The organism is Dialister micraerophilus (genome assembly GCF_947090205.1).
Taxonomy (GTDB): Bacteria; Bacillota; Negativicutes; order Veillonellales; family Dialisteraceae; genus Dialister; species Dialister micraerophilus.
The window spans coordinates 47,798-71,198 of record NZ_CAMUNF010000002.1; the positions used below are offsets into that span (position 1 = coordinate 47,798).

Below are 23,401 nucleotides of genomic sequence, written 5' to 3' on the forward strand. Positions count from 1 at the left end.
CTTTAAAAATCATTCGTTTGATATTAAGAATCCATAAATCTAAAAAAATGTTGTACATATATTTGTACAACATTTTTTAAACTACACATTAAATCTGAAATATGCAATATCTCCATCTTTAATAATATATTCTTTACCTTCAATTCTTAAAAGTCCTTTATCTCTTGCAACTGCAAAAGAACCGCATTTCATCATTTCATCGTATGAAATTATTTCCGCTTTTATAAAACCTCTTTCAATATCTGTATGAATTTTACCGGCTGCATTTGGAGCTTTCGTTCCTGATTTTACAGTCCATGAACGACATTCATCCTCTCCTACAGTAAAGAAATTAATCAAACCCAACATAGAATATGCACTTCTGATTAATCTGTTAAGTCCTGGCTCTTTTTCTCCTAAATCTTCCAAAAAGATTTTTGCTTCTTCTTTATCCAATTCTGAAACTTCTTGCTCTATTCCTGCAGATATTGTTACCCATTTCGCATTCTCTTTTTCTGCTTCACTTATTGCAATTTTTACAAATTCATTGGAAAGCGGATTTGATATATCATCTTCTGAAATATTCAATACATAAAGCATGGGCTTCAATGTTAACAAATTTAATTCTTTTATCATTTTTAATTCGTCTTCATTCAATGCTAAAGCTCTTGCTGAAATACCTTCTTGTAAAGATTCATATATTTTATCAAGTAATTCAATCAGCATCTTAGCTTCTTTATTTCCGGATTTCGCAAGTTTTTCAGCTTTAATTTTTCTTTTTGATACGGTATCCAAATCTGCCAAGCAAAGTTCAGTATTAATAATCCCCATATCACGTACAGGATCTATTGTGCCTTCTACATGTGTTATGTTACTGTCGGCAAAGCATCTTACTACATGGGCTATAGCATCAGTTTCTCTTATATGACTTAAAAATTGATTTCCTAATCCTTCACCTTTAGATGCTCCCGCCACTAATCCGGCAATATCAACAAAACGAGTAAATGCAGGTGTTAATTTTTTCGGATTAAAAAGTTTTGCCAACTTATAAATTCTTTCATCCGGAACTTCTACAACACCTACATTCGGCTCAATGGTGCAAAAAGGAAAATTTGCGGCTTCTGCACCGGCTTTTGTTATAGCATTAAACAATGTACTTTTACCGACATTTGGTAAACCCACGATTCCGATTTGTAAATTTGTACTCATTTTTCATCCTCTGCAATTCAATACCGATTTTAATCTATTCATAGCTTCTTCTGTTTTTTCCGGAGTATTAAAAGCAGTCAATCTTATGTATCCTTCCCCGCAAGGTCCGAATCCTGCACCCGGCGTACATACGACTTGTGCTTTTTCAAGAATAAAATCAAAAAATTCCCAACTGTTCATTCCACAAGGCACGGAAACCCAAATATATGGACTGTTTACACCTCCGGATGCATTCAATCCTATTGCTTTAATTCCGTTCAAAATAGTATTTGAGTTTTTCTTATAAATGTCTAAAGTTTGTTGAATTTGTTTCTTTCCTTCTTCTGAATATATAGCTTCTGCCCCACGCTGAACTATATATGAACAACCGTTATATTTTGAACTTTGTCTTCTATGCCAAAGTTCATTTGCACTCACCTTTTCTCCTTTTATTGTTTCTAATTTCAACGCTTTAGGAACAACAGTATATCCACATCTTACTCCTGTAAAACCGGCAGTTTTAGAGTAAGATCTGAATTCTATCGCAACTTCTTCTGCGCCTTCTACTTCATAGATACTGTGAGGAATATTGTCTTCGGTAATAAAAGCTTCATATGCAGAGTCAAATAAAATAACAGAGCCCGTTTGTTTTGCATATTTAACCCACAGCTTCAATTCTTTTTTGTTTAGTGTCGCACCTGTCGGATTATTCGGAGAACAAATATAAATAAGCATCGGATCATGTGAAGGTAATAATGATTTAAAATCACATTCTTCAAAGCATTCCAAATATTCTATTTTTGAAAATCCTGAATTAACAAACTTCCCGGATCTACCTGCCATTACATTGCTATCCACATATACCGGATATACGGGATCGCTTACGGCTACTGTATCTTTAATTGAAAAAATTTCTTGAATGTTACCTATATCACATTTTGCCCCGTCACTTACAAATATTTCATCAATATCTATATTGCATCCACGCTTTTTAAAATCATTTTCTACAATTGCTTTTCTTAAAAAAACATATCCTTGTTCAGGTCCATAGCCTCTAAAAGTTTCCTTAACACCCATTTCTGAAACAGCTTTTGTCATAGCTTCAACTACAGCAGGTATCAAAGGTTGCGTAACATCTCCGATACCAAGAGAAATTATTTGAGCTTCAGGATTTCCGGCTTTATAAAGTTCTTGTTTTTTCCTTATTTTTTCAAATAAATAAGCGCCTTGTAAATTTAAAAAATTTTCATTGCAATGTGCCATTTAAATACCTCATACAATTATATAAATTTAATTATAACATACTCATTGTAAACGTCTGTATAAATCACAAAGAACATAATAACGTTCCAAGTACATGATCTACGGGAACTGCACCTATAAATCTGCTGTCACTGCTATGATTTCTGTTATCACCCATAACAAAAACACAATCTTTGGGAACTGTATAACTTCCTTCCATAGTAAATTCCATAGGTTCATTTATATAAGTTTCTTCAAGTAAATTTCCGTTTCGATATACATGCCCGTTATGAAATTCAAGTTTGTCACCTGCTTTACCGATTACTCTTTTCACCCATACAACGTGACTTGCTTGGTTTTTATCAAAAATAGAAAGATAATTTTTCATAGGTTCTTGTATATCATCCAACCATGAACGTGGTCGTTCGGTTCTGCTGTCTATAATTACTATTTCTCCATAATTCGGAACATTTCTAAAAACATGACCTATTTTAGATACAATTAAATATTGTCCGTCATGTAAAGTAGGATACATTGATTGCCCGTCGACTTTTGTCGGAACAAATACGAATATATGTATCAACATAGCTAAAAAAACGGCAACAACTATCGAATATATCCAATCAAAAATTTCACTCATATTTTCTCCTATTGTAAATATTATTTAAATATAAACGTGCTGCCTTTAGATTATAAATCAGAACAGTTTATGTTACAACAATTTTATATTTATATTTTATGTAAATAAATACAATAAAATTACCCTGAAAGTCTAACAATTTAAACTCCAGAGTAATTTTATTGTAAATTTGCAGTTATAAAATAACTTCAGTTTTTGAACTTCCAAATCTATGTACAGTTTCAATAAATCTTACGGTTCCTGTTTTATATCTAAGTACCAACGTACTTGTTTTTGCCCCACCTTCGAAATATTTTACACCTTTCATAGTAAAGCAATCCGTTATTGCAGTTTCGGTAAATATGCAATCATCACCTTTTACCAAATCGTCCATATATAAAACTTTATTTACATCTTTAATTCCCATTGCATGCATTCGTTTAATTTGTTCTTCATTTTGTGGAATTAATTTTGCTTGCATATCTCCACCTAAACATTTTAAGCCTACAGCTGCCAATACTCCTTCCGGTGCGCCTCCGATACCTACTGCCATATGTATACCGCTGCCTTGTATTCCGCACTCAACTGAAGGTGCTACATCACCATCTGATATAAGACATATTCTTGCACCTGCTTTTCTTGCTTCATTTATAATTCCTGCATGACGTTCTCTATCTAAAATAACCACTGCTAAATCTGAAATTTTTCTTTTCATAGCATTTGCTACATTAGTTAGATTCTCAGTTATAGATACATTTATATCTATACATCCTTTTGCACGTGGTCCTACACAAATTTTTTGCATGTACATGTCGGGTGCATGAAGCAGACATCCCTTCGGTGCTATGGCAAGTACAGCTATTGCTCCCTGTTTCCCTTTTGCCACTAAATTTGTACCTTCAACAGGATCTACGGCAATATCTACTTCTTCTCCACCTTTACCTAATTTTTCACCTATATAAAGCATAGGTGCTTCATCCATTTCACCTTCGCCGATAACAACTGTCCCCGAAATAGGTATCATCGCAAATTGCTGATGCATTCCGTCAACGGCCGCTTGATCTGCACCTTCTTTATCTCCTCTTCCCATAAGTTTTGCACTTCTAAGTGCAGCTTGCTCTGTTACTCTTACAAATTCTATAGAAAGTTGTCTATCCATATATACCTCCAATATTTATATTTTATCACGTTTTGCATTAAAAGCCGAAGATAAAATCTTCGGCTTTTAATTATTTATTAGCTACACGTTCATGCCATTTTACCCATAAAGATGTAGCGATACATACTGATGAATAAGCTCCGGAGATAAACCCTATCAACATTACCAATGCAAAGTTTTTTGTTGTGTCCCCACCAAAGAAATATAATGCACCTGTTGCAAATAAAACTGTTGAAAGTGTATACATACTTCTGTGAATAGTCTGATGTATAGAGTCATTTGCCAATTTTGCGAAACTGTCAGTTCTTTTATGTGTATGAATATTTTCACGAATACGATCGAAAATAACTACCGATTCATTCATCGAATATCCTAAAACTGTTAATACCGCAGCCAAAAATGAGGCATCTACTTCTAAATGAAATATTGCAAAAGCACCTAAAACCATGAGTATATCATGACAAATAGCAATTATTGATGAAATTGCAATTTTATGTTCAAATCTTACCGTCATATAAATTATCATGGCCAGGAATGAAAATCCTACATTTAAAAGTGTATTTTCTGTAACTTCGGATCCTATTACAGCACCTACTGTTTCCATACGTTTAACATCAACATCTCCGATTCCCTTTTTTATATTTTCAATTACTTTTTGGGATTCTTCAGATGAAAGATTTTTTGTACGAATCATTACATTTTTACCGGAATCTTCATGTCCATCTCCAAGAAGTTGAATTGTGCTTGTTTCCAAATCATTATTCCGCAATTCTTCTCTTACTTGTTGAACCGTAACATTTTGCTTAAATTCCAAATCTAAAATTGTTCCTCCGGTAAAATCTATACCGAAATTAAATTTAAACATAAATATCGCAATAAAAGACAATATTACCAATATTCCGGAAATCGTAAACCATATTTTAGAGTGTTTTATTACATTGAAATTGCTCATTTTTCATAACCCCTCTTTCCACCAAACCACCAGGGATTATGAATCCAAGACGCATCTATAAGCATCATCAATAAAGTACGACTTACAGTTATTGCAGTAAACATTGATATGGCTACACCCAATCCTAACGAAAAAGCAAACCCCTTTACAGTTCCACTTCCTAAAAAGAACAATATACACGAAGTTATGATTACTGTCATATTAGCATCAAAAATTGTAGTAAAAGCTCTCTTAAAGCCTGAGTGAATAGCCATTCTTAAAACTTTTCCGCTTTCGATTTCTTCTTTAAATCTTTCAAAAATAAGTATATTTGCATCTACAGCCATACCTATAGAAAGAATAACACCTGCAATACTCGGTAGCGTTAATGTTGCATTTAATAAACTTAATATTCCAAGCAAAATAAGTACATAAACAAGCAGTGCTACATTCGCCACAAATCCTGCAACACGATACATGCATAACATAAATAAAACAATTAAGGATAATCCTATAGTAAATGCAGTTACAGATTTATCTTTTGAATCTTGTCCTAAAGACGGTCCTACGGTTCTTACTTCCAAGACAGACATTTTAACAGGCAAAGCACCGCTTCTTAATAAAATTGCCAAATCTTTTGCTTCTTCAAGAGTTCTTTGTCCTGATATAACTGCAGATCCTCCGGTAATTGCTTCATTAACTACAGGATTTGTAAGCATTTCTCCATCAAGATATATGCCTATGTGTCTTCCGATATTTGCAGCCGTAAGATTTGCAAATTTAGTTGCTCCGTTTTCTGTAAATTCCAGTGCTACAAGTGGAGATTTATTTTGTCCTACCTGTTCTTTTGCATTTTTTAAATCTTCACCGGTAAGTTTTACATTACCATCTTCATCTTTAAACTCCAAAACAGCAGTTTTACCTATAGTTTCAATAGCTTTTTTAGGATCTTTTTCACCGGGCAATTCAATTATTATTCTATTTCCGCCTTCACGCTGAATTATGGGTTCCGTTAGTCCCATTTCATTTATACGCTTTTGCATAATATTGATTACTTGCCCTATAGCTTCATTTGTAACTTTATTCTGCGGTGTATCTTCCGCTTGCATAACTATATGTGTTCCGCCTTGTAAATCAAGTCCCTGTCTTATATTTCCGGCGAGCCGACCTACAGTAAAAGCAAACACCGCAATTATTACAATTATAACTCCGAAAAATCGAGCCAACGCTCCTTTTTTTATCGGAATTAATTTTTTCTGTTCCAAAATTTCAACTCCTTTACAAAATTTCACCTTTTTCAGTTATTATTTTACTTACTTTTCTATCGAATTTATCAATAGGTACATTATCTATTACTTGAAAACTCCAAATAACCGCTATACGTTTTTTATAAGGTATTTCAGTCAAATATCTGTCATAATATCCTTTTCCCATGCCTAACCTGTTACCTCTTAAGTCACAAGCAACAGATGGAATTAATACCAAATCAATTTCATCCGGTTTTGCAATTTCATATGGATACGACAATGTACGAATATCATACATTCCAATTTCCAAATCTTCAAAAGAATTAATACGTGCTGCAAACATATTTTGTTTATCAACACAAACAGGTACATATACTGATTTCCCATCAATTAAAGCATATCTGATAAATTCATCCAAATCCGGCTCGCCTTTCATAGCTAAATAAGCTAAAATTTTTGACGATTTCTTGTAAATATCAAGTTCTTTTATATATTTACTAAAAAATTTTCCGTTTTTTGTTTTAGTATTTATAACAGAAAGAGCTCGCCTTTTGGCGAGCATCCTCTTACGCAATTCCTTCTTGTAAAGAGAAATATCAGCATCGGGTTGCATCACTTATTTTCCTCTTTTTTTGATTTGGCATTATTATTTTCCACTTCTTCAATAATTTCAGTTCCGACATCTTCAGGATTATCGACTTCAACTATTTCTTCTACTACTTCAACCGGTTCAGCAGATTTTGTTTTCACATTACTTTTATTGTTCGATTTACTGAATTGTGCAATACCTTGCTTATCAACACGAACAACTATTTTATGCGCTATTTCAAGTTCAACATATTTATCTCTTATTGACTTTATAATACCATAAACCCCACCGAAAGTAATAATTTCATCACCCTTTTTCAAAGAGTTTAAGAAAACATCTCTTTCGTTTTGTCTCTTTTTCTGCGGTCTGTACATAAAGAAATAAATAAATGCCAAAACTAAAACAAATGGCCAAAATCTGGTTACAATGGCGGTAATATCTTCCAAAACATTCACCTCCTGAGATTTAATTATAGACTTATTGTATCATAGCTTTTTTACTTTGTCTTTATTTTATTTCATCTTACATAATTTTCTTTAAAATTTTTCATAAAATCAACAAAACTTCCATTAATAATCGAATCTCTCATATCACGCATAAATTGTAATAAAAAATATAAATTATGTATTGTTACCAATCTAAATGCCAATATTTCTTCCGCTTTATACAAATGGCGTATATAGGAACGGGTAAAATTTTTACATGTGTAACATCCGCATGTTATATCCAACGGTAAAAAATCTTTTTCATATTTTTTATTTTTCATGTTCATTCTGCCGGATTTTACCATTGCCATTCCGTTACGCGCAACACGTGTAGGATATACACAATCAAACATATCAACACCACGTGCAACGCCTTCAACAAGACAATCGGGTGTACCTACTCCCATTAAGTATCTTACTTTGTTTTCAGGTATAAATTGTGTTGTATATTCCAATATTTCATACATCAAATCTAACGGCTCGCCTACAGAAAGTCCTCCGATTGCAATTCCGTCAAAAGGCAATCCGCAAATTTCATCTGCACTTTGCTTTCTTAAATCCTTATACATTCCTCCTTGAATTATACCGAACATTCCTCTATCGGTTCTTGTATGTGCTTTTACAAAACGTTCCGCCCATCTTGTGGTTCGTTCTGTAGATTTTTTGCTATATTCATAATCTGCAGGATACGGAATGCATTCATCAAGAGCCATCGCTATATCACTACCTAAATTTTCTTGCGCATGTGCAGCAACTTCAGGAGAAAGAAATCTTTTTGAACCGTCCAAATGTGATCTGAAATATACTCCTTTTTCAGTAATTTTTCGCATTTTCCCTAAACTGAAAACTTGAAATCCACCGCTATCGGTCAAAATGCCTCCATCCCAATTCATAAAAGAATGCAATTCACCTGCTTCTTTTATAAGCTCGGTTCCCGGCCTTAAAAATAAATGGTATGTATTACTTAAAATAATTTGCGCTCCCATTTCTTTAAGTTCATGAGGTGTCAATGTCTTTACAGTCGCTTGTGTTCCGACCGGCATAAACATCGGAGTCTTAAATGTTCCATGCGGAGTATGTAATAAACCTGCACGTGCTCCGGTATGTTCATCTTTTGCAATCAATTCATATTTTATTACCATTATTATCATCCTTACTAAATTCTTTATTTGAAATAATTAAATCGCATATATATTAAAATATCAATATTTTTTTCAGCTTTCAATACCGTAATTGAAATACTTTTTTCAAATGACTGAAAAGTTCCATCTTTATCGATAATTAGTAGATTTTTAATCTTATAATTGTTATAATGAAAAATAAAAAACAAAGGAAAAAATATGAAACAATATATAGGTAAACAATTACTAATTGATTGTTATCGCTGCAACTTTGAAAATTTAATGCAGCAAGATCAAATAATCGCTACACTTACAAAAGCAGCTGAAGATATAAACATGGAAATTATAAAAAACTTCATTCTGCAAACAGATACAGATTTACTTGCAATAGTTTACGGAAATCAATCTTATATTTCTTTGAGGATATATCCTTTTTTAAATTATGCATCTATAGATATATATCTTTTCAATAAAGATTTATTACCATCTAAAGCAATGAAGATTTTCCGTGCTGCTTTATCTCCTGAACAAATTCGTGCAACAACGGTTAAAAGAGGCAATTTTAATTTACCTTTAGATATGAAACCTAAAACAAATACAAAATCCACCACAATGCATAAAATAAAAAATACAGGAAGAAAAATAAATAAAGCCGGCAAAAAAGTAGTTAATATAATCAACATAAAAAAATCAAGAAAATAATATCGGAGTAAGAAATTTCTTACTCCGATATTATTTTTTATTAAGTTATTCACGTAATGAAATATCTTCTTTTGAAAGTTCTTCAATTATTTTGTTTATCCATTGATTTACTTCTTCATCCGTTAAAGTTCTGTCTTTAAGCCTGAATTTTAAAGAATATGCCATACTCTTATAACCGGATTTAATTTGTTCACCTTGATATAAATCAAACAATTTTAAACTTTCCAAATATTTACCTGCGGCCTTACAAATAATATTTTCAACGTAGTTATTGGATTTTGATACCGGTACTGTTATTGCCAAATCACGTTCTACTGCAGGATATTTTGCAATTTTACTATAAATAATTTTTTCATCGGCATATTTATCCAAATTCTTGAGTTCCATAATAAAGCCGAAAACTTTTTCTTTAATGTTAAGAACATCAAGTACATTAGGATGAATTTCACCGAAAATTGCCAATACACAACCATCTTTTACAAATTCTGCTGAAATACCGGGATGAAGAGTAGGATGTGACGAACGTCTTATTTCATAATTCTTTATACCTATATTACTAAGAACATTTTCAACAATTGCTTTTATATCATAGAAATCATATTTTTTTACTTCGTTAGGATAACCTTCATTTTCGGTATTTCCGCACAAAAGTCCTGATATCATTACAACTTCTTCGGGCAATTCTTTCAACGGTAATTCTTTCGGATAATATACTTTACCTGTTTCGAAAATTGCTAAATTATTATTTTTCTGTGATAAATTATATTTCAATGTTCTGAAAAGCCCCGGAAGTAATGTCGTTCTCATAACAGGGTATTCTTCAGATATAGGATTTATAATCGGAATTGCTTTATTTACAAAATCTTTTTCAGTGTAATTCAATAACTTTAATGCATTCTTGTGCATAAAACTATATGTTAAAGTTTCAGTCATTCCGTTTTCTATCAAACTGTTTTGTACTTTTATAAGAGTTTCCAGCTCTTTTGTCATTCGACCTTTAACAATTGCACTCCACGGTGTTGTATTCGGTATTTTTGAATATCCGTATACTCGTGCAACTTCTTCAGCCAAATCCGGCATTCCTGATTCTATATCCAATCTGAATAAAGGCACTTCCACTTTTAATTTATTTTCTTTTTCTTGAACAGTAAAACTTAAACGTGTCAATATATCAATTATTGTTTCTTTCGGAATATTCATCCCGATATATTTATTTATCTCTTCTACAGTTGTAATTACCGTTTGCTTTTCCTTCGGAACCGGATACAAATCCAATATGTCTCTTGCAACAGTACATGCATTTTGTTCCAAAAGAATTTGACAGAATCTGTTTAAGGCATCTAAAGACGCTTCAGGATTTACTCCTTTTTCATACCGTCCGGATGCTTCAGATCTTAGTCCTAATCTACGAGATGTTCTACGAATTGATGCACTGTCAAAAACTGCAGATTCCAACAAAATGTTTTTTGTTTTATTTGTTACTTCAGAATCTAATCCACCCATTACCCCTGCAATACAAACCGGACCTTTTTCATCTGCTATAACTAAATCTGTCGGTAATAATTTTCTTTCTTTTTCATCAAGAGTAATAATCACTTCATCTTTTTTTGCATGTCTGCAAGTTAATGAATGTCCGCTTATTTTATCATAATCATACGTATGCAACGGTTGCCCCATTTCAAGCATTACATAATTTGCAGCATCTACAACATTATTAATAGGTCTTATACCGTTGCTGCGCAATCTGTTTTCTATCCATTCAGGTGATCTGCCTATTTTTACATTTTCAATAAGTCTTAAACCGAATCTAGAGCAATATTCCGGATTTTCAATTACCAAATCTGCTCTGCCTTTAATAGTTTCACCTTTTTCTTCAATAGATATTTCAGGTAAATTAACTTTTCTTTTAAAAATAGCTCCGACTTCTCTTGCCATTCCTATCATACTGAAGCAATCTGCACGATTTGCAGTAAGCTCCATTTCATAAATTACATCATCCAAATCATACAAAGTTGTAAAATCTATTCCTATAGGTGTAGATTCAGGCAATATCATAATGCCTTCAGATTCCACTCCTACAAATAAATTGCTGTCAAGCCCCAATTCCCCAACGGAACACATCATTCCATCAGATTGTACACCTCTTAGTTTGGATTTTTTTATTTTTATATCGCCTTTTGCCAATCCTCCGGGTTTGCTTGCATCATGTTTGGCAGGTAAATGTGCACCGTGCAAAGCCACGGGAACAATTTGACCAACCTTTACATTCGAGGCTCCTGTTACTATTTGTATAGTATCTTTTTCACCGATATCCAATTGACAAACAACTAATTTATTTGCATCAGGATGTTTTTCTATTTCTAATATTTTACCCGTTTTCACATTACTTATACCTTTAGCAGGATATACTACATGTTCAACAGGAATCCCGTCTACAGTTAATGTCTCAGCCATATCTTCTGCATTTATCCCTTGTATATCAACAAGAGTTGCAAGCCATTTTAAAGAAACGTTCATTTATATATCCCCCTTATTAAAATTGTTTCAAGAATCTCATATCATTTTCATAGAACAGTCTCAAATCATCAATTCCATATAACAACATTGCTATACGTTCTATACCCATACCAAATGCAAATCCGCTCACTTTTTCAGGATCATAACCATTCAATCTCAAAACATTTGGATGAACCATTCCGCAACCTAAAATTTCCAACCAATCCGGTTCATCATTTTTCGTTGAAAATGCAATATCTACTTCAGCACTCGGTTCTGTAAACGGGAAATAACTTGCACGGAAGCGAATTCGTGTATCTGAACCGAATAAATTTTTAAGGAATACTTCCAATGTTCCTTTTAAATCTGCAAAAGAAATTCCTTTATCAACTACCAACCCTTCTACTTGATGAAATACAGGTGAATGTGTTGCATCATTATCCCAACGGAACACTTTGCCTGCCGCAATCATTCTTATCGGACTGTTCGGTTCATGACTTTGCATTGTTCTGGCTTGAACGGGAGATGTATGTGTTCTTAAAAGAATGTCCGGTGTTATATAGAAAGAATCTTGCATATCACGTGCCGGATGATCTTTTGGCAAATTCAAACAATAAAAATTATAGTAATCTTTTTCAATTTCAGGTCCTTCTTCTACAGAATAACCCATACGAATGAATGTATCCATTATTAATCGCATAGCTTTATTCAGTGGATGGATATGACCTATTTTATGATGTCTTGCAGGTAAAGTAATATCTACAGTTTCCTTTTCAATTCGTGCTTTCAATCTTTGCTGTTTCAATTCTTGAACTTTATTTTTTTCCAAGCTTTCAATCATTTCTCTTACTTCATTTGCAATTGATCCAATAACGGGACGTTCTCCCCCTCTTAAATCTTTCATACTGCGAAGTATAGAAGTAAGTTTACCCTTTTTACCTAAAAAAGAAACTCTTATTTCTTGAAGCTCTTTTTCACCTATACATTTTATTATTTTCAGCTTTGCATCATTTTGCATTTTATTTAAGTCTTTCTTTAAAGACTCCAAAAGATTTAAGTGCAATTCATTTGCAACATCGGTTAAACTATTTTTTTCTTCATCCGATAATTTTTTTATTTTTGAAAGAACATCGGATATTTCAGCTCTAACAGAAGAATATGAATCGCTTTCACCGAGCTGCTTGGTTTTACTTGATAATTCTTCAGCTTTCTTTGTCAGCTCTTCAATTAATTTTTTGTCCATTTCCTTTCCTCCCGAAAAATTTAAGAAATAAAAAAACGCCCCTAAAAGGGGCGAATAATATCCGCGGTACCACCCTACTTTGTACTCTTAAGCTTGTAACGCAGCCAACCGTTTATTCTACTTATTTTCAAATAAATACTCAGAAGTGAATAGATTTGAAATATTCCTCCGGCGTCCCACTATCGCCGAATCCCTTTGCGAATACCGACTCAAATCACGTCTTCATCATTGCTTTTCTGTATTATATCAATATCTTACTCCATTTGCAATTACTATCTTTTGAACTTGATTTGTTCCTTCATAAATTTGCATAACTTTTGCATCACGCATATATTTTTCATTGGGATTTTCTTTTGAATATCCGTTTCCACCCATAACTTGCACCGATATTGTGCTTACTTCCATCGCTACATCAGATGCATAAGCTTTGGCCATAGGTGAAAAAATTCCTTTTGACGGCATATCATTATCAAGCATCCAGCATGCTTTTTGTACCAATGCTCTTGCCGATTCGGTTTTTATAACCATATCCGCAATCATATCTTGCACCATTTCAAATGATGATATTTTACTACCGAATTGTTTTCTCTGATGTGCATAACGAACTGCAGATTCCAATGATGCTTGTGCAATACCTACAGATAATGCGCCTACAACAGGACGAGATTTTTCAAGTGTTTTCATTGCAATTTTAAATCCCATACCTTCACGTCCCAATCTCGAAGATTCAGGAACAAAACAATCTTCAAATATAATTTCAGATGTTGTAGATGCACGTATACCCATTTTATCTTCTTCTTTACCTATAGATACACCTTTTGAATTTGAATCTACAATAAATGCCGTTAACCCTCTAATTCCTCCGGTTTTTTTTGTATTTGTAAATACTACTATTTTTTCGGCAATCGAACCGTTTGTTATAAAACATTTCGTACCGTTCAGTATATACCCACCATCCACTTTTTGAGCATGACAGGCTACTGCACCCGCATCGGAACCCGCGCCTGGTTCTGTAAGTGCAAAAGCGGCAATTCCACCATTATTAATAAAATTACAAAAACTGCTTTTTTGTTCTTCAGTACCTGCAATTAAAACAGGATAACTTGCTAAGGCATTAGCCATACAAATAGTTGCAACACCTGCACAACCTTTGCTTAATTCTTCAGTAATCATTGAAACGGTTAATAAATCGAGCCCGGCACCTCCATATTCTTTAGGAATTGCCAAAGCTGTCATACCTGTTTTTTTCAATATGTCCAATAATGCAGAATCCATTTTACCTGTTTTATCAATTTCCAAAGCACGTGGCGCTATTTCGTTTTCTGAAATATTTCTTGCCAAATCTATAAGTTCACGTTGTTCGAGTGTAATAGAAAAATCCATATTTTCCTCCTCATATCAATATCAATTACAAATTATTATAACAGAAAATTGTCCATATAAAAAAGAAGGAAACTTTCATTCCTTCTTTTATTCATAGTGTAATGCATCTATAGGATTTAATTTTGCAGCTTTTTGTGCCGGATAAAGACCGAAAACCAATCCCACAGCAACCGAAAATATAAATGAACCTATTATAGGACCGAAATAAATTACAGTTTTTATCCCCGTTAACAACCCCACCAATTTGGTTGCACTTACACCTAAAATCATTCCTATAATTCCACCTGAAAGACTTATAAATATCGCTTCTATAAGAAATTGCGCAACAATCATATTGTAAGTTGCCCCCAAAGCTTTTCTTATCCCGATTTCTCTTGTGCGTTCAGTTACAGAAACAAGCATTATATTCATAATACCTATTCCGCCTACAAGTAACGAAATGCTTGCAATACTTCCTAAAAATAAAGTAAGCATTTGAGTTGTATCTCCCAAGAAATTCATTAAATCTCTTGAGTTCATTATAGTAAAATCATTGTCTGCACTTCCAATTAATCTATGTTTTGCCCTAAGCAAATTTGTTACATCAACTTCTACTTGAGGCATAACTTCTATAGATGAATAAGTTAAAACTATAGCATTTAAGTAATCTATTCCAACTATACGTTCCTGTACAGTACTGAACGGAGCCAAAATACGATCATCTTGATCAAAACCGAATAACAAACCTTTAGGTTCAAGAACACCTATAACAGTAAACGGCATATTATTTACACGAATTTTTTTACCTATCGGAGATATTTCTCCAAAAAGATTATTTGCCACAGTCTTACCTAAAACAACTACTCTTTCACGATTAACATATTCTTTTTCAGTCCAAAGTCTTCCTTCTATCAATTTTTGATCTGTCATTGTAATATATTCGGAATTAACTCCCGATATATCGGTATTCCAATTTTTATTACCGTTTACAGCCACATATTGTCCATGCACTAACGGAGATGCATTTTTTATGTTCGGTAACTTTTTTATAGCTAAATAATCTTTATAAGATAAGCTTTCCAAAGCCCCTGTTCTTTCGCTACCGTACTTACTTCTGCTTCCCGGATGTATTGCAACTATATTTGAACCGAGTCCTGAAATTTTACCTTCTATCCTGTCTTGAATTCCAAACCCCAATCCCAACAAAACAATCACGGCAGTAATTCCTATAATTATTCCAAGCATCGTAAGCAAGGAACGTAATTTATTACTTTTTACTGCATCCCATGCCATCCACAAACTTTCAACATAAATATTATTCATCACAAAGATCCTCGTATATCTTTATAAATCTCTCCGTCCGAAAGTATTATATGTCTTTTTGCATATTCGGCAACATCATCTTCATGAGTAACAAGAATCAAGGTTTTACCTAATTCATTTAATTGAGAAAAAACTTCCATAACTTCTTTAGTTGAACGACTATCCAAATTACCTGTAGGTTCGTCTGCCATAATAATAGCCGGATCATTCATCAATGCACGTGCTATTGCTACACGCTGCTTTTGACCTCCTGACAATTCGGAAGGCATATGATGTATTCTGTCTTTTAACCCTAATCCTTCTAAAATTTTAATTGCACGAGCCTTTCTATCTTGCTTATATGTACCACCATAAACCGTAGGCAATATAACATTATTTAAAGCGGATAATCTGGGTAACAAATTAAATCCCTGAAACACAAAACCTATTTTTCTGTTACGTGTATATGCCAATTCATCTTCAGACAAATCAGATACTTCATTACCGTCCAACAAATATGAACCTGATGTAGGCTTGTCCAAACATCCCATAATGTTCATCAATGTAGACTTTCCTGTACCTGATGCTCCCATAATAGATAAAAACTCTCCATTAGAAACAGACATACAAATATTTTTCAATACGGAAACTTCTTGTGTTCCTATAATATATTTCTTTTCAATTTTATCCAGTTTAATGATATTTTTACATTTGTTATTCATATTATTTACCCTGATGTCCAACTTTTTCTTTTGCTGAAACTTCAGTTTTTTCTTGTTCTACAACTCCACTTACTACAATTTTATCGTTTTCAGCCAACCCCGACAAAATCTCAATTTCGGTTTCAGATGTTAAACCGGTTGTTACATATACTTTTTCCAAAGTTTTACCCGATTGTTTATATACATAAGAACCGTTTACGTCACTTCTTATAGCTGTAACCGGAACTTTCAAAGCATTTTTATTCTCATTTCCTCTTATAGATGCTCTTGCCGTCATAGAAGGATACAATCCATCTTTATCGTTATCATCAACATCTACATAAACAGTATAATGAACTACAGCTGCGGCAGCACCCGTTTTTTGTTTTTCTTTCCGTGAAATATCTGAAACTTTTCCATGAAATATTTTCCCCGGATATGCATCTACGGTAAATTCTACATACTGTCCGATTTTTACCAAACCTATATCCGTTTCATCTACTAAAAGTTCTATTCTCATAGAAGAAAAATCTGCAATAGTCATAATTACCATTTGACTCGAAAGTCCTTGTGATAAAGTTGTACCCTCTTTCATAGGTTCGCCTATTACATACCCGTCTATAGGTGCCACAATTTCAGTCTCATCCATATCGGTTTTGGCTTTTTCATATAAAGCTTTACTGTTAAGATAATCCAATTTGGCATTTTCAAGCGCTTGCAGTGAAATTGCATTTTCATCATAAAGCTTTTGCATTCTGTTATAATAAGATTCTTTATTAATCAATGTATTTTGTGCTTGATGAAATGCATCACCTATACCTCTTGAAAAAACAGTTGCAAGCACTTGACCTTTTGTTACATAATCGTTTTGTTTTACCATAACTTTTTCCAAAGTTCCGGATAAAACCGTTGACAAATCAACTCTGTTTACCGGTTGAATTGTACCTGTAGCATCAATCGTTGATACTATATCTCCCCTGGTCACATTACCTAAAACATATTCTACTTTTTTATCATGCTGAGTAAAAAATTTCCAATACACAAAAAAAATGAGAGAAACAATAACTGCTACAATTGCAAAAATCGTTAGCTTCTTTTTCATTAAGGCCTCCCTATAAAACAAATATATAAAAATATACATATTAGTAATAAATTATATCATAAAATTAATGTATAATCACTATCGTCAATTAAACAAAATAAAAGAATGAGGTTCCTCATTCTTTTATTTTTATCAAATTATTCCACTCATTTGCCAAACGTGCATATTCTTCCATAGAAAAAGTTTCCCCGCGTCTTTTACCGTCTATACCCGCTTTAAATAGAATTTCATTTATCATATCTTTAGGAATTCCACCGGATTTCATAGCATTTGTGAAAACTTTTCGTCTCTGTCCGAAACCCATTTTTACCAATCTGAAAAATAATTTTTTATCAGTCACCTCAACTGCAGGTTTATCTCTCTTTTTCATTTTAAGTATAGTAGATGTTACAGCCGGTCTTGGTATAAATGCAGTAGAAGGTATATCCATAATATGTTCAACTTCACAATAAAATTGAACTGCTATAGACAATGCACCATATGCTTTTGTCCCCGGTTTTGCAGAAATCCTTTCTGCAACTTCTTTTTGCATCATAAATACAAATGTGGATATCGGAAAATCGGATTGAACTAAATATAAAAGAATAGGTGTAGTTATATAATACGGTAAATTAGCTGCAACACTCCAATTCTTACCATCTAAGATTTTATATAAATCAGCTTTTAAAACATCTTCAAAAATTATTTTTACATTAGTATATGGTTCTAATGTATGTTGTAATATATTTTCTAACGATTTATCAATTTCAAAAGAAATTACATTAGCTCCTGTTTGTGCCAAAGCTTGTGTTAAAGTTCCTATGCCTGAACCAATTTCCATTACATTTGAATTTTCATTAAGTTCCGCTGCATATGCAATTTCCTTAACAATATCCGGACGAATTAAAAAATTTTGTCCCAACTTATGCTTTGTTCTTATACCGAATCTTTTCATTAAATAATATACAACTTGTTTGTCAGCCAAATTTACTTCAATCATTTTCATCTCCACACATACGTATAGCTTTATTCCAATCATCTCGAGTAATTCCGAAATGATTCAATTTTTTTAAAAATTGCTTGGAATTTCCATAGCCGATTCCTAATAATGCACCTACTTTATTACGTTTTTCAACGCATTTTTCAGCACCCGAAAGATTATTTTCTATTAAATCTTTCATTGAAAATTCTTTTGAATCTTTTTGATAATTAATTTTTAAATTTAATAAAGCTTCACGTATAGATTCACAACTTGCGTTTTCAATACCTACATCTTTTGAAGTAGATGCTTTTGATTTCGGTATAAATGCATGCAAAGCATCAGGAAAAAGACGAGTTAAACGCTTACGAATTTTTTCTCCGGGTCCATCCGGATCTGTAAGTATAATAATACCACGTTTTTCATAAGCAAATCTAATTTCTTCAACAACAACAGACCGGAGGGATAACCCTCCGGTCGTTATTACATCTGCTTCTACCGCTTGCTTTATGCGTGCTTCATCAGATTTTCCTTCTACAATTATAACTTGACGTATCATAAAACTCTCAATCTCTTACAACATAACCTATTCCACGTACGGTATTAACATACTTTTTGCCGAATTTTTCATCAATTTTGCTACGAATATATCTAATATAAACGTCTACAATATTAGTTTTTCCGGCATACTCATATCCCCAAACTTTTTTCATTATTTCATCACGTTTGAGCACTCTATTTTTATTTTTAACTAAAAACAATAATAAGTCAAACTCTTTCTTAGTTAACTCAATAACATTTTCACCTATTCTCACTTCATGTCTTTCAGGATATATATATAAATCTTGAATATTGAAAGAAGGATCTACGACAATCTGCGGTTCTTTATGTCTACGCAACAATGCACGAATTCTTGCAATAAGTTCTTTCGTTGCATATGGTTTTACCAAATAATCATCAACACCGGACTCAAAAAGTTGAACTTTCCTTTCAACATCTGCATCCGCTGAAATAACAACAATCGGCAAAGAACTTACAGCTCTGACATCTGAAATCAATTTTGAACCTTCGATGTCCAATGAATCAGAATCTAAAACAATTACATCTACTTGTTTTTGTCCCGCAAGATCTACAGCTGCTTCTCCACTATAATCAGCTAAACAAGTAAAATCAGCTTCTTCCAATTTCCCCTGAATAAAATGTGCTACATTTATATCTTTCTCTATAATCAACACACAATTTCTCACAATAAACCCTCCGCAAAGTTTAATAACAAATTACAACATTAAAAATTATTTATATATTGTGTAAAATGATATTGCTATAATAGCACACAAATCCAGTTTTTCAAGAGTTTTTTAATCTCTTTATATTAAAAAAATTATACTTTTATGACCAACCTCTTTAATTTTTGCTTTTATTTAATATTTTTTATCATAATAACCTAAATTGTATAGCACTTTTTATATTCATAAATCGAATTGTTTTAGTTAAAATCTATGATTTTTTGTTATAAATCTCACTACTACTCATATAATTAAAACAATACTTATGTAATATACAAAATTGACTACATTAATAAAAAAATATATAAAAAAAATTTATTGCCTCATTAAAAAAATCATTTATTTATCTTTATTTTTCTATTAACTAAAAAAAAGTAGCACTTTTATGTTTCATTTGATTCAAAATTTGATGTTTACATAAAAGTGCCACATAAGAAATGTTATTTAAATCTGTTTAATTTATTTATTTCCAAACTGCCATATAAAGCATCTGCATCAAGAATTTCTTCTATTCTCAACAGTTGATTATATTTCGCTACTCTTTCAGTACGTGCAGGAGCTCCGGTTTTTATTTGTCCTGCATTCATCGCAACAGCTATATCTGCAATAGATGTATCTTCAGTTTCACCAGAACGATGTGAAATTATCGTTGTATATCCGTTACGATGTGCCATCTGTATAGCGTCAAAAGTTTCTGTCAGAGTTCCGATTTGATTTAATTTAATTAAAATTGAGTTTCCGACTTTTAAATCAATTCCTTTTTTCAAACGTTCAGTGTTTGTGACAAATAAATCATCACCTACCAACTGAACTTTATTACCTAAAGTTTTTGTCATTAATGACCATCCGTCCCAGTCATCTTCTGCCAAGCCGTCTTCAATAGATACAATAGGATAATTTGAAACAAGATTTTCATAAAATTCAATCATTTCTTCAGCAGTTTTAGCTTTTGATTCACCGGTTAAATAGTATAATCCGTCATCTTTTAAAAGTTCAGATGCTGCTACATCTGTTGCTAAAACAATATCACCGCCTACAGAGTAACCTGCTTTCACAATTGCTTCACAAATCATTTCCATTGCAGATTCATTTGATGATAAATCAGGAGCAAATCCTCCTTCATCACCTACTGCGGTTGAAAGTCCTTGTTTTTTTAATACATTTTTTAAAGAATGATATACTTCGGAACACATCATCAATGCTTCTTTGAATGATTTGGCTCCTACAGGCATAATCATGCTTTCTTGTATATCTACATTATTATCTGCATGAGCTCCGCCGTTTATAATATTCATCATAGGAACAGGTAGTCTGCAAGCATTTATACCTCCCAAATATTGATACAACGGTAATCTGCAAGAAATTGCACCTGCATTTGCTGCTGCCAAAGATACACCCAAAATTGCATTGGCACCTAATCTCTTTTTGTTCTCAGTTCCGTCCAAGCCTATCAATATTTGATCAAGACCTCTTTGGTCTGTAACTTCCCATCCTATCAATGCATCTGCAATTTCACCGTTTACATTTTCAACTGCATTGAGCACACCCTTACCTAGATAACGTTCCTCATCATTATCTCTAAGTTCTACAGCTTCATGAATACCTGTTGATGCTCCCGAAGGAACACAAGCTCTTCCATATGAACCGTCTTCCAAAAAAACATCTACTTCAACCGTAGGATTTCCTCTGGAATCCAATATTTCACGTGCATGTATTTCATTAATTGCAGCCATCATTATACTCCTTGAGTCAAAATAACTTTATTATATATTTCTTTAAATTTAGCTGTATCTAAACTTGCTCCTCCAATAAGAGCTCCATCTATATCTTTTTCTTTTATGAAATCAGATATATTCAAACTGTTTACGCTTCCTCCGTATAAAATTCTCACAGATTCTGCATATGTTTCACCATGTATATTTGCAATATAATTTCTTATATTTTGTGCAATTTTTTGTGCATATTCCGGTGTTGCGGATTTTCCAGTACCTATAGCCCAAACAGGTTCATATGCAACAACAGGTATTATTTTTTCGTTTTTACTTATTTTTGAAAATACAGATTCGATTTGAATTTTTATCTTTAATAACGCTTTTCCTTCTTTTATATCTTTTTCATTTTCTCCTACACAAAGTATGGGAATCATCTTTTCATCAATAACGGATAATACTTTCTTAGCTATTATTTCATTATTTTCATTAAAAATATCTCTTCTTTCCGAATGCCCGCAAATAACATAACTGCATCCAAGTTCAGAAAGCATAATCGGAGAAATTTCGCCGGTAAAAGCTCCAAATTTTTCAGGATACACATTTTGCGCACCCCATTTTATAAAACTGTTTTTCAGTATTTTACTCATAGCGGAAATACTGATAAACGGCGGACATATTAAAAGTTCTATATTTTTATTTTCAATATTCAAATTTTTTAAAAAATCTATAGCTTGCTTTTCGGTGAAATTCATCTTCCAATTTCCCGCAATTAATATGGACCGCATACAAATTACTCCTTATCTTGTAAAATTGCAACGCCCGGCAAAATCATTCCTTCTAACATTTCCAATGATGCACCTCCGCCTGTAGATACATGAGAAAATCTATCTTCAATTCCCAACTGATCCACAACAGATGCAGATTCTCCTCCACCTATAACAGTTTTAGCATCCAATTCCGCAATCGCTTCAGCTATAGTAAATGTACCGTCTGAAAAGGGTTTCATTTCAAAAACACCCATAGGTCCGTTCCATACTACCGTTTTCATCTTTTTCAGAACTTCTACATACTTAGATATTGTCTTTGGCCCTATATCCAGCGCCATCCACGGATCTTCAAATTCATTTGCTTCCAAAACTTTTGTTTTTGCATTTGAAGAAAATGAATCTCCGGCTTTGAAATCCACAGGCAACATAATTACCGAACCCATTTCTTTCGCTTTATCCATTAAGTCACGTGCCAAATCAAATCTGTCTTTATCTTGAAGAGACTGTCCCATGTCATAGCCTTCCGCCGCTACGAAAGTATTTGCCATACCGCCACCGATTAAAATAACATCGGCTTTTTCCATTAAATTTGCAATTACTTGTATTTTATCTCTTATTTTAGCGCCTCCGATAATTGCTGCAAATGGACGCTCAGGAGATTCCATAAGTCCTCCTAAAAAATCTATTTCTTTTTTCAGCAATAATCCTGCCACCATAGGTAATTTTTTACCTACACCTGCAATTGAAGCGTGCATACGATGCGATACACCGAAAGCATCGTTTACGGCCAATTCACAACCTTTTATCAACTGTTCCACGAATTCAGAATCATTTTTTTCCTCTTCTGTATGGAATCTTAAATTTTCGAGCAAAAGTACTTCACCTTGCTTTAGTTGAGATTTTTTTATTTCAACTTCTTCACCTATACAGTCATCGGCAAAATATACTTTTTGTCCCAATAATTCAGATAATCTTTCCGCAACAGGTTTAAGTGACAATTCTCTTTTTACTTCACCTTTAGGTCTTCCCATATGACTTGCAATAACAATTGATGCACCTTCTTTAATAAGGTATCTCAACGTAGGAATTGTTGCTCTTATTCTTCTGTCATCTGTAATACCGTACTCATTATGCGGAACATTATAATCTGTACGTAAATAAATTTTCTTGTTTCTTACATCAACATCATAAATAGTTTTCTTTTGCATAT

The 23,401-nt window shown here is 33.0% G+C and carries 22 protein-coding genes and 1 other annotated feature; of the genes, 1 reads left to right on the plus strand and 21 read right to left on the minus strand.

From position 1 onward, the window contains the following. Positions 1-81 precede the first annotated feature (81 nt). From ychF to tgt, 9 genes are all read right to left on the minus strand, one after another. Positions 82-1,188, minus strand: coding sequence for a redox-regulated ATPase YchF (ychF, locus tag P6922_RS02035; protein ID WP_276873870.1), 1,107 nt, complete (start codon positions 1,186-1,188; stop codon positions 82-84). A 3-nt stretch (positions 1,189-1,191) separates the two neighbouring features. Further along, a complete protein-coding gene (locus P6922_RS02040) occupies positions 1,192-2,430 on the minus strand; it encodes an LL-diaminopimelate aminotransferase (RefSeq protein WP_276873871.1) in 1,239 nt (412 codons plus the stop codon). Positions 2,431-2,494: 64 nt separating this feature from the next. Next, positions 2,495-3,049 (minus strand): signal peptidase I, encoded by a 555-nt coding sequence (gene lepB, locus P6922_RS02045; RefSeq protein ID WP_276873873.1) that lies wholly within the window; start codon positions 3,047-3,049, stop codon positions 2,495-2,497. Positions 3,050-3,224: 175 nt separating this feature from the next. After that, on the minus strand, positions 3,225-4,187 hold the full coding sequence (gene glpX, locus P6922_RS02050; RefSeq protein ID WP_276873876.1) for a class II fructose-bisphosphatase: 963 nt from the start codon (positions 4,185-4,187) through the stop codon (positions 3,225-3,227). 70 nt (positions 4,188-4,257) lie between these two features. After that, on the minus strand, positions 4,258-5,139 hold the full coding sequence (gene secF, locus P6922_RS02055; RefSeq protein ID WP_276873878.1) for a protein translocase subunit SecF: 882 nt from the start codon (positions 5,137-5,139) through the stop codon (positions 4,258-4,260). Further along, on the minus strand, positions 5,136-6,359 hold the full coding sequence (gene secD / locus P6922_RS02060; protein ID WP_245526175.1) for a protein translocase subunit SecD: 1,224 nt from the start codon (positions 6,357-6,359) through the stop codon (positions 5,136-5,138). The genes secF and secD overlap by 4 nt, the downstream gene beginning before the upstream one ends. A gap of 37 nt (positions 6,360-6,396) precedes the next feature. Next, complete coding sequence (locus P6922_RS02065) at positions 6,397-6,978, minus strand: 5-formyltetrahydrofolate cyclo-ligase (RefSeq protein WP_276873881.1); 582 nt, start codon at positions 6,976-6,978, stop codon at positions 6,397-6,399. Continuing rightward, positions 6,978-7,409 (minus strand): preprotein translocase subunit YajC, encoded by a 432-nt coding sequence (gene yajC / locus P6922_RS02070; protein WP_052527182.1) that lies wholly within the window; start codon positions 7,407-7,409, stop codon positions 6,978-6,980. The genes P6922_RS02065 and yajC overlap by 1 nt, the downstream gene beginning before the upstream one ends. 62 nt (positions 7,410-7,471) lie before the next feature. Continuing rightward, a complete protein-coding gene (gene tgt / locus P6922_RS02075; RefSeq protein ID WP_007554235.1) occupies positions 7,472-8,581 on the minus strand; it encodes a tRNA guanosine(34) transglycosylase Tgt in 1,110 nt (369 codons plus the stop codon). A gap of 198 nt (positions 8,582-8,779) precedes the next feature. Between tgt and P6922_RS02080 the strand changes: the two genes are divergently transcribed. After that, a complete protein-coding gene (locus P6922_RS02080) occupies positions 8,780-9,262 on the plus strand; it encodes an S-adenosylmethionine decarboxylase family protein (RefSeq protein WP_007554168.1) in 483 nt (160 codons plus the stop codon). Positions 9,263-9,307: 45 nt separating this feature from the next. Here P6922_RS02080 and pheT read toward each other — a convergent pair whose 3' ends face one another. From pheT to P6922_RS02140, 12 genes are all read right to left on the minus strand, one after another. Continuing rightward, the gene (pheT, locus tag P6922_RS02085) at positions 9,308-11,779 is read right to left on the minus strand and encodes a phenylalanine--tRNA ligase subunit beta (RefSeq protein ID WP_276873883.1); all 2,472 of its coding nucleotides are present in this window, start codon (positions 11,777-11,779) and stop codon (positions 9,308-9,310) included. Positions 11,780-11,795: 16 nt separating this feature from the next. After that, a complete protein-coding gene (gene pheS / locus P6922_RS02090) occupies positions 11,796-13,001 on the minus strand; it encodes a phenylalanine--tRNA ligase subunit alpha (protein ID WP_276873885.1) in 1,206 nt (401 codons plus the stop codon). Between the two features lie 43 nt (positions 13,002-13,044). Further along, positions 13,045-13,239 (minus strand) — a binding site (T-box leader). Positions 13,240-13,247: 8 nt separating this feature from the next. Next, on the minus strand, positions 13,248-14,384 hold the full coding sequence (locus tag P6922_RS02095) for an acyl-CoA dehydrogenase family protein (protein WP_276873887.1): 1,137 nt from the start codon (positions 14,382-14,384) through the stop codon (positions 13,248-13,250). Between the two features lie 87 nt (positions 14,385-14,471). After that, positions 14,472-15,686: an ABC transporter permease gene (locus tag P6922_RS02100; protein ID WP_007556455.1), complete on the minus strand. Its 1,215-nt coding sequence runs from the start codon at positions 15,684-15,686 to the stop codon at positions 14,472-14,474. Beyond that, positions 15,686-16,387: an ABC transporter ATP-binding protein gene (locus P6922_RS02105; RefSeq protein ID WP_007554184.1), complete on the minus strand. Its 702-nt coding sequence runs from the start codon at positions 16,385-16,387 to the stop codon at positions 15,686-15,688. The genes P6922_RS02100 and P6922_RS02105 overlap by 1 nt, the downstream gene beginning before the upstream one ends. Before the next feature lies 1 nt (position 16,388). Continuing rightward, positions 16,389-17,468, minus strand: a complete 1,080-nt coding sequence (locus tag P6922_RS02110; RefSeq protein WP_007554239.1) for an efflux RND transporter periplasmic adaptor subunit — start codon at positions 17,466-17,468, stop codon at positions 16,389-16,391. A gap of 115 nt (positions 17,469-17,583) precedes the next feature. Further along, the gene (rsmA, locus tag P6922_RS02115) at positions 17,584-18,447 is read right to left on the minus strand and encodes a 16S rRNA (adenine(1518)-N(6)/adenine(1519)-N(6))-dimethyltransferase RsmA (RefSeq protein ID WP_276873889.1); all 864 of its coding nucleotides are present in this window, start codon (positions 18,445-18,447) and stop codon (positions 17,584-17,586) included. Then, positions 18,440-18,985 carry a ribonuclease M5 gene (gene rnmV / locus P6922_RS02120; protein WP_007556451.1) on the minus strand — a complete coding sequence of 182 codons (546 nt, stop codon included), beginning with the start codon at positions 18,983-18,985 and terminating at the stop codon, positions 18,440-18,442. Before rnmV ends, rsmA begins: the two co-directional genes overlap by 8 nt. A 7-nt stretch (positions 18,986-18,992) precedes the next feature. Then, a complete protein-coding gene (locus P6922_RS02125) occupies positions 18,993-19,673 on the minus strand; it encodes a response regulator transcription factor (RefSeq protein ID WP_276873890.1) in 681 nt (226 codons plus the stop codon). 479 nt (positions 19,674-20,152) lie between these two features. Then, positions 20,153-21,445, minus strand: a complete 1,293-nt coding sequence (gene eno / locus P6922_RS02130) for a phosphopyruvate hydratase (RefSeq protein WP_007554123.1) — start codon at positions 21,443-21,445, stop codon at positions 20,153-20,155. Between the two features lie 2 nt (positions 21,446-21,447). Next, complete coding sequence (gene tpiA, locus P6922_RS02135; RefSeq protein ID WP_276873892.1) at positions 21,448-22,209, minus strand: triose-phosphate isomerase; 762 nt, start codon at positions 22,207-22,209, stop codon at positions 21,448-21,450. A 5-nt stretch (positions 22,210-22,214) separates the two neighbouring features. Continuing rightward, positions 22,215-23,399, minus strand: a complete 1,185-nt coding sequence (locus tag P6922_RS02140; RefSeq protein ID WP_007554221.1) for a phosphoglycerate kinase — start codon at positions 23,397-23,399, stop codon at positions 22,215-22,217. Positions 23,400-23,401: the final 2 nt, after the last annotated feature.

Coding starts and splice junctions, on each gene's coding strand:
- ychF (WP_276873870.1), bottom strand. CDS start 1,188: ATGAGTACAAATTTACAAATCGGAATCGTGGGTTTACCAAATGTCGGT.
- pheS (WP_276873885.1), bottom strand. CDS start 13,001: ATGGACAAAAAATTAATTGAAGAGCTGACAAAGAAAGCTGAAGAATTA.
- glpX (WP_276873876.1), bottom strand. CDS start 4,187: ATGGATAGACAACTTTCTATAGAATTTGTAAGAGTAACAGAGCAAGCT.
- lepB (WP_276873873.1), bottom strand. CDS start 3,049: ATGAGTGAAATTTTTGATTGGATATATTCGATAGTTGTTGCCGTTTTT.
- P6922_RS02065 (WP_276873881.1), bottom strand. CDS start 6,978: ATGCAACCCGATGCTGATATTTCTCTTTACAAGAAGGAATTGCGTAAG.
- pheT (WP_276873883.1), bottom strand. CDS start 11,779: ATGAACGTTTCTTTAAAATGGCTTGCAACTCTTGTTGATATACAAGGG.
- P6922_RS02080 (WP_007554168.1), top strand. CDS start 8,780: ATGAAACAATATATAGGTAAACAATTACTAATTGATTGTTATCGCTGC.
- P6922_RS02140 (WP_007554221.1), bottom strand. CDS start 23,399: ATGCAAAAGAAAACTATTTATGATGTTGATGTAAGAAACAAGAAAATT.
- tpiA (WP_276873892.1), bottom strand. CDS start 22,209: ATGCGGTCCATATTAATTGCGGGAAATTGGAAGATGAATTTCACCGAA.
- P6922_RS02105 (WP_007554184.1), bottom strand. CDS start 16,387: ATGAATAACAAATGTAAAAATATCATTAAACTGGATAAAATTGAAAAG.
- rsmA (WP_276873889.1), bottom strand. CDS start 18,447: ATGATTGAAGTAAATTTGGCTGACAAACAAGTTGTATATTATTTAATG.
- P6922_RS02100 (WP_007556455.1), bottom strand. CDS start 15,686: ATGAATAATATTTATGTTGAAAGTTTGTGGATGGCATGGGATGCAGTA.
- eno (WP_007554123.1), bottom strand. CDS start 21,445: ATGGCTGCAATTAATGAAATACATGCACGTGAAATATTGGATTCCAGA.
- P6922_RS02110 (WP_007554239.1), bottom strand. CDS start 17,468: ATGAAAAAGAAGCTAACGATTTTTGCAATTGTAGCAGTTATTGTTTCT.
- secF (WP_276873878.1), bottom strand. CDS start 5,139: ATGAGCAATTTCAATGTAATAAAACACTCTAAAATATGGTTTACGATT.
- P6922_RS02040 (WP_276873871.1), bottom strand. CDS start 2,430: ATGGCACATTGCAATGAAAATTTTTTAAATTTACAAGGCGCTTATTTA.
- tgt (WP_007554235.1), bottom strand. CDS start 8,581: ATGGTAATAAAATATGAATTGATTGCAAAAGATGAACATACCGGAGCA.
- rnmV (WP_007556451.1), bottom strand. CDS start 18,985: ATGATACGTCAAGTTATAATTGTAGAAGGAAAATCTGATGAAGCACGC.
- P6922_RS02095 (WP_276873887.1), bottom strand. CDS start 14,384: ATGGATTTTTCTATTACACTCGAACAACGTGAACTTATAGATTTGGCA.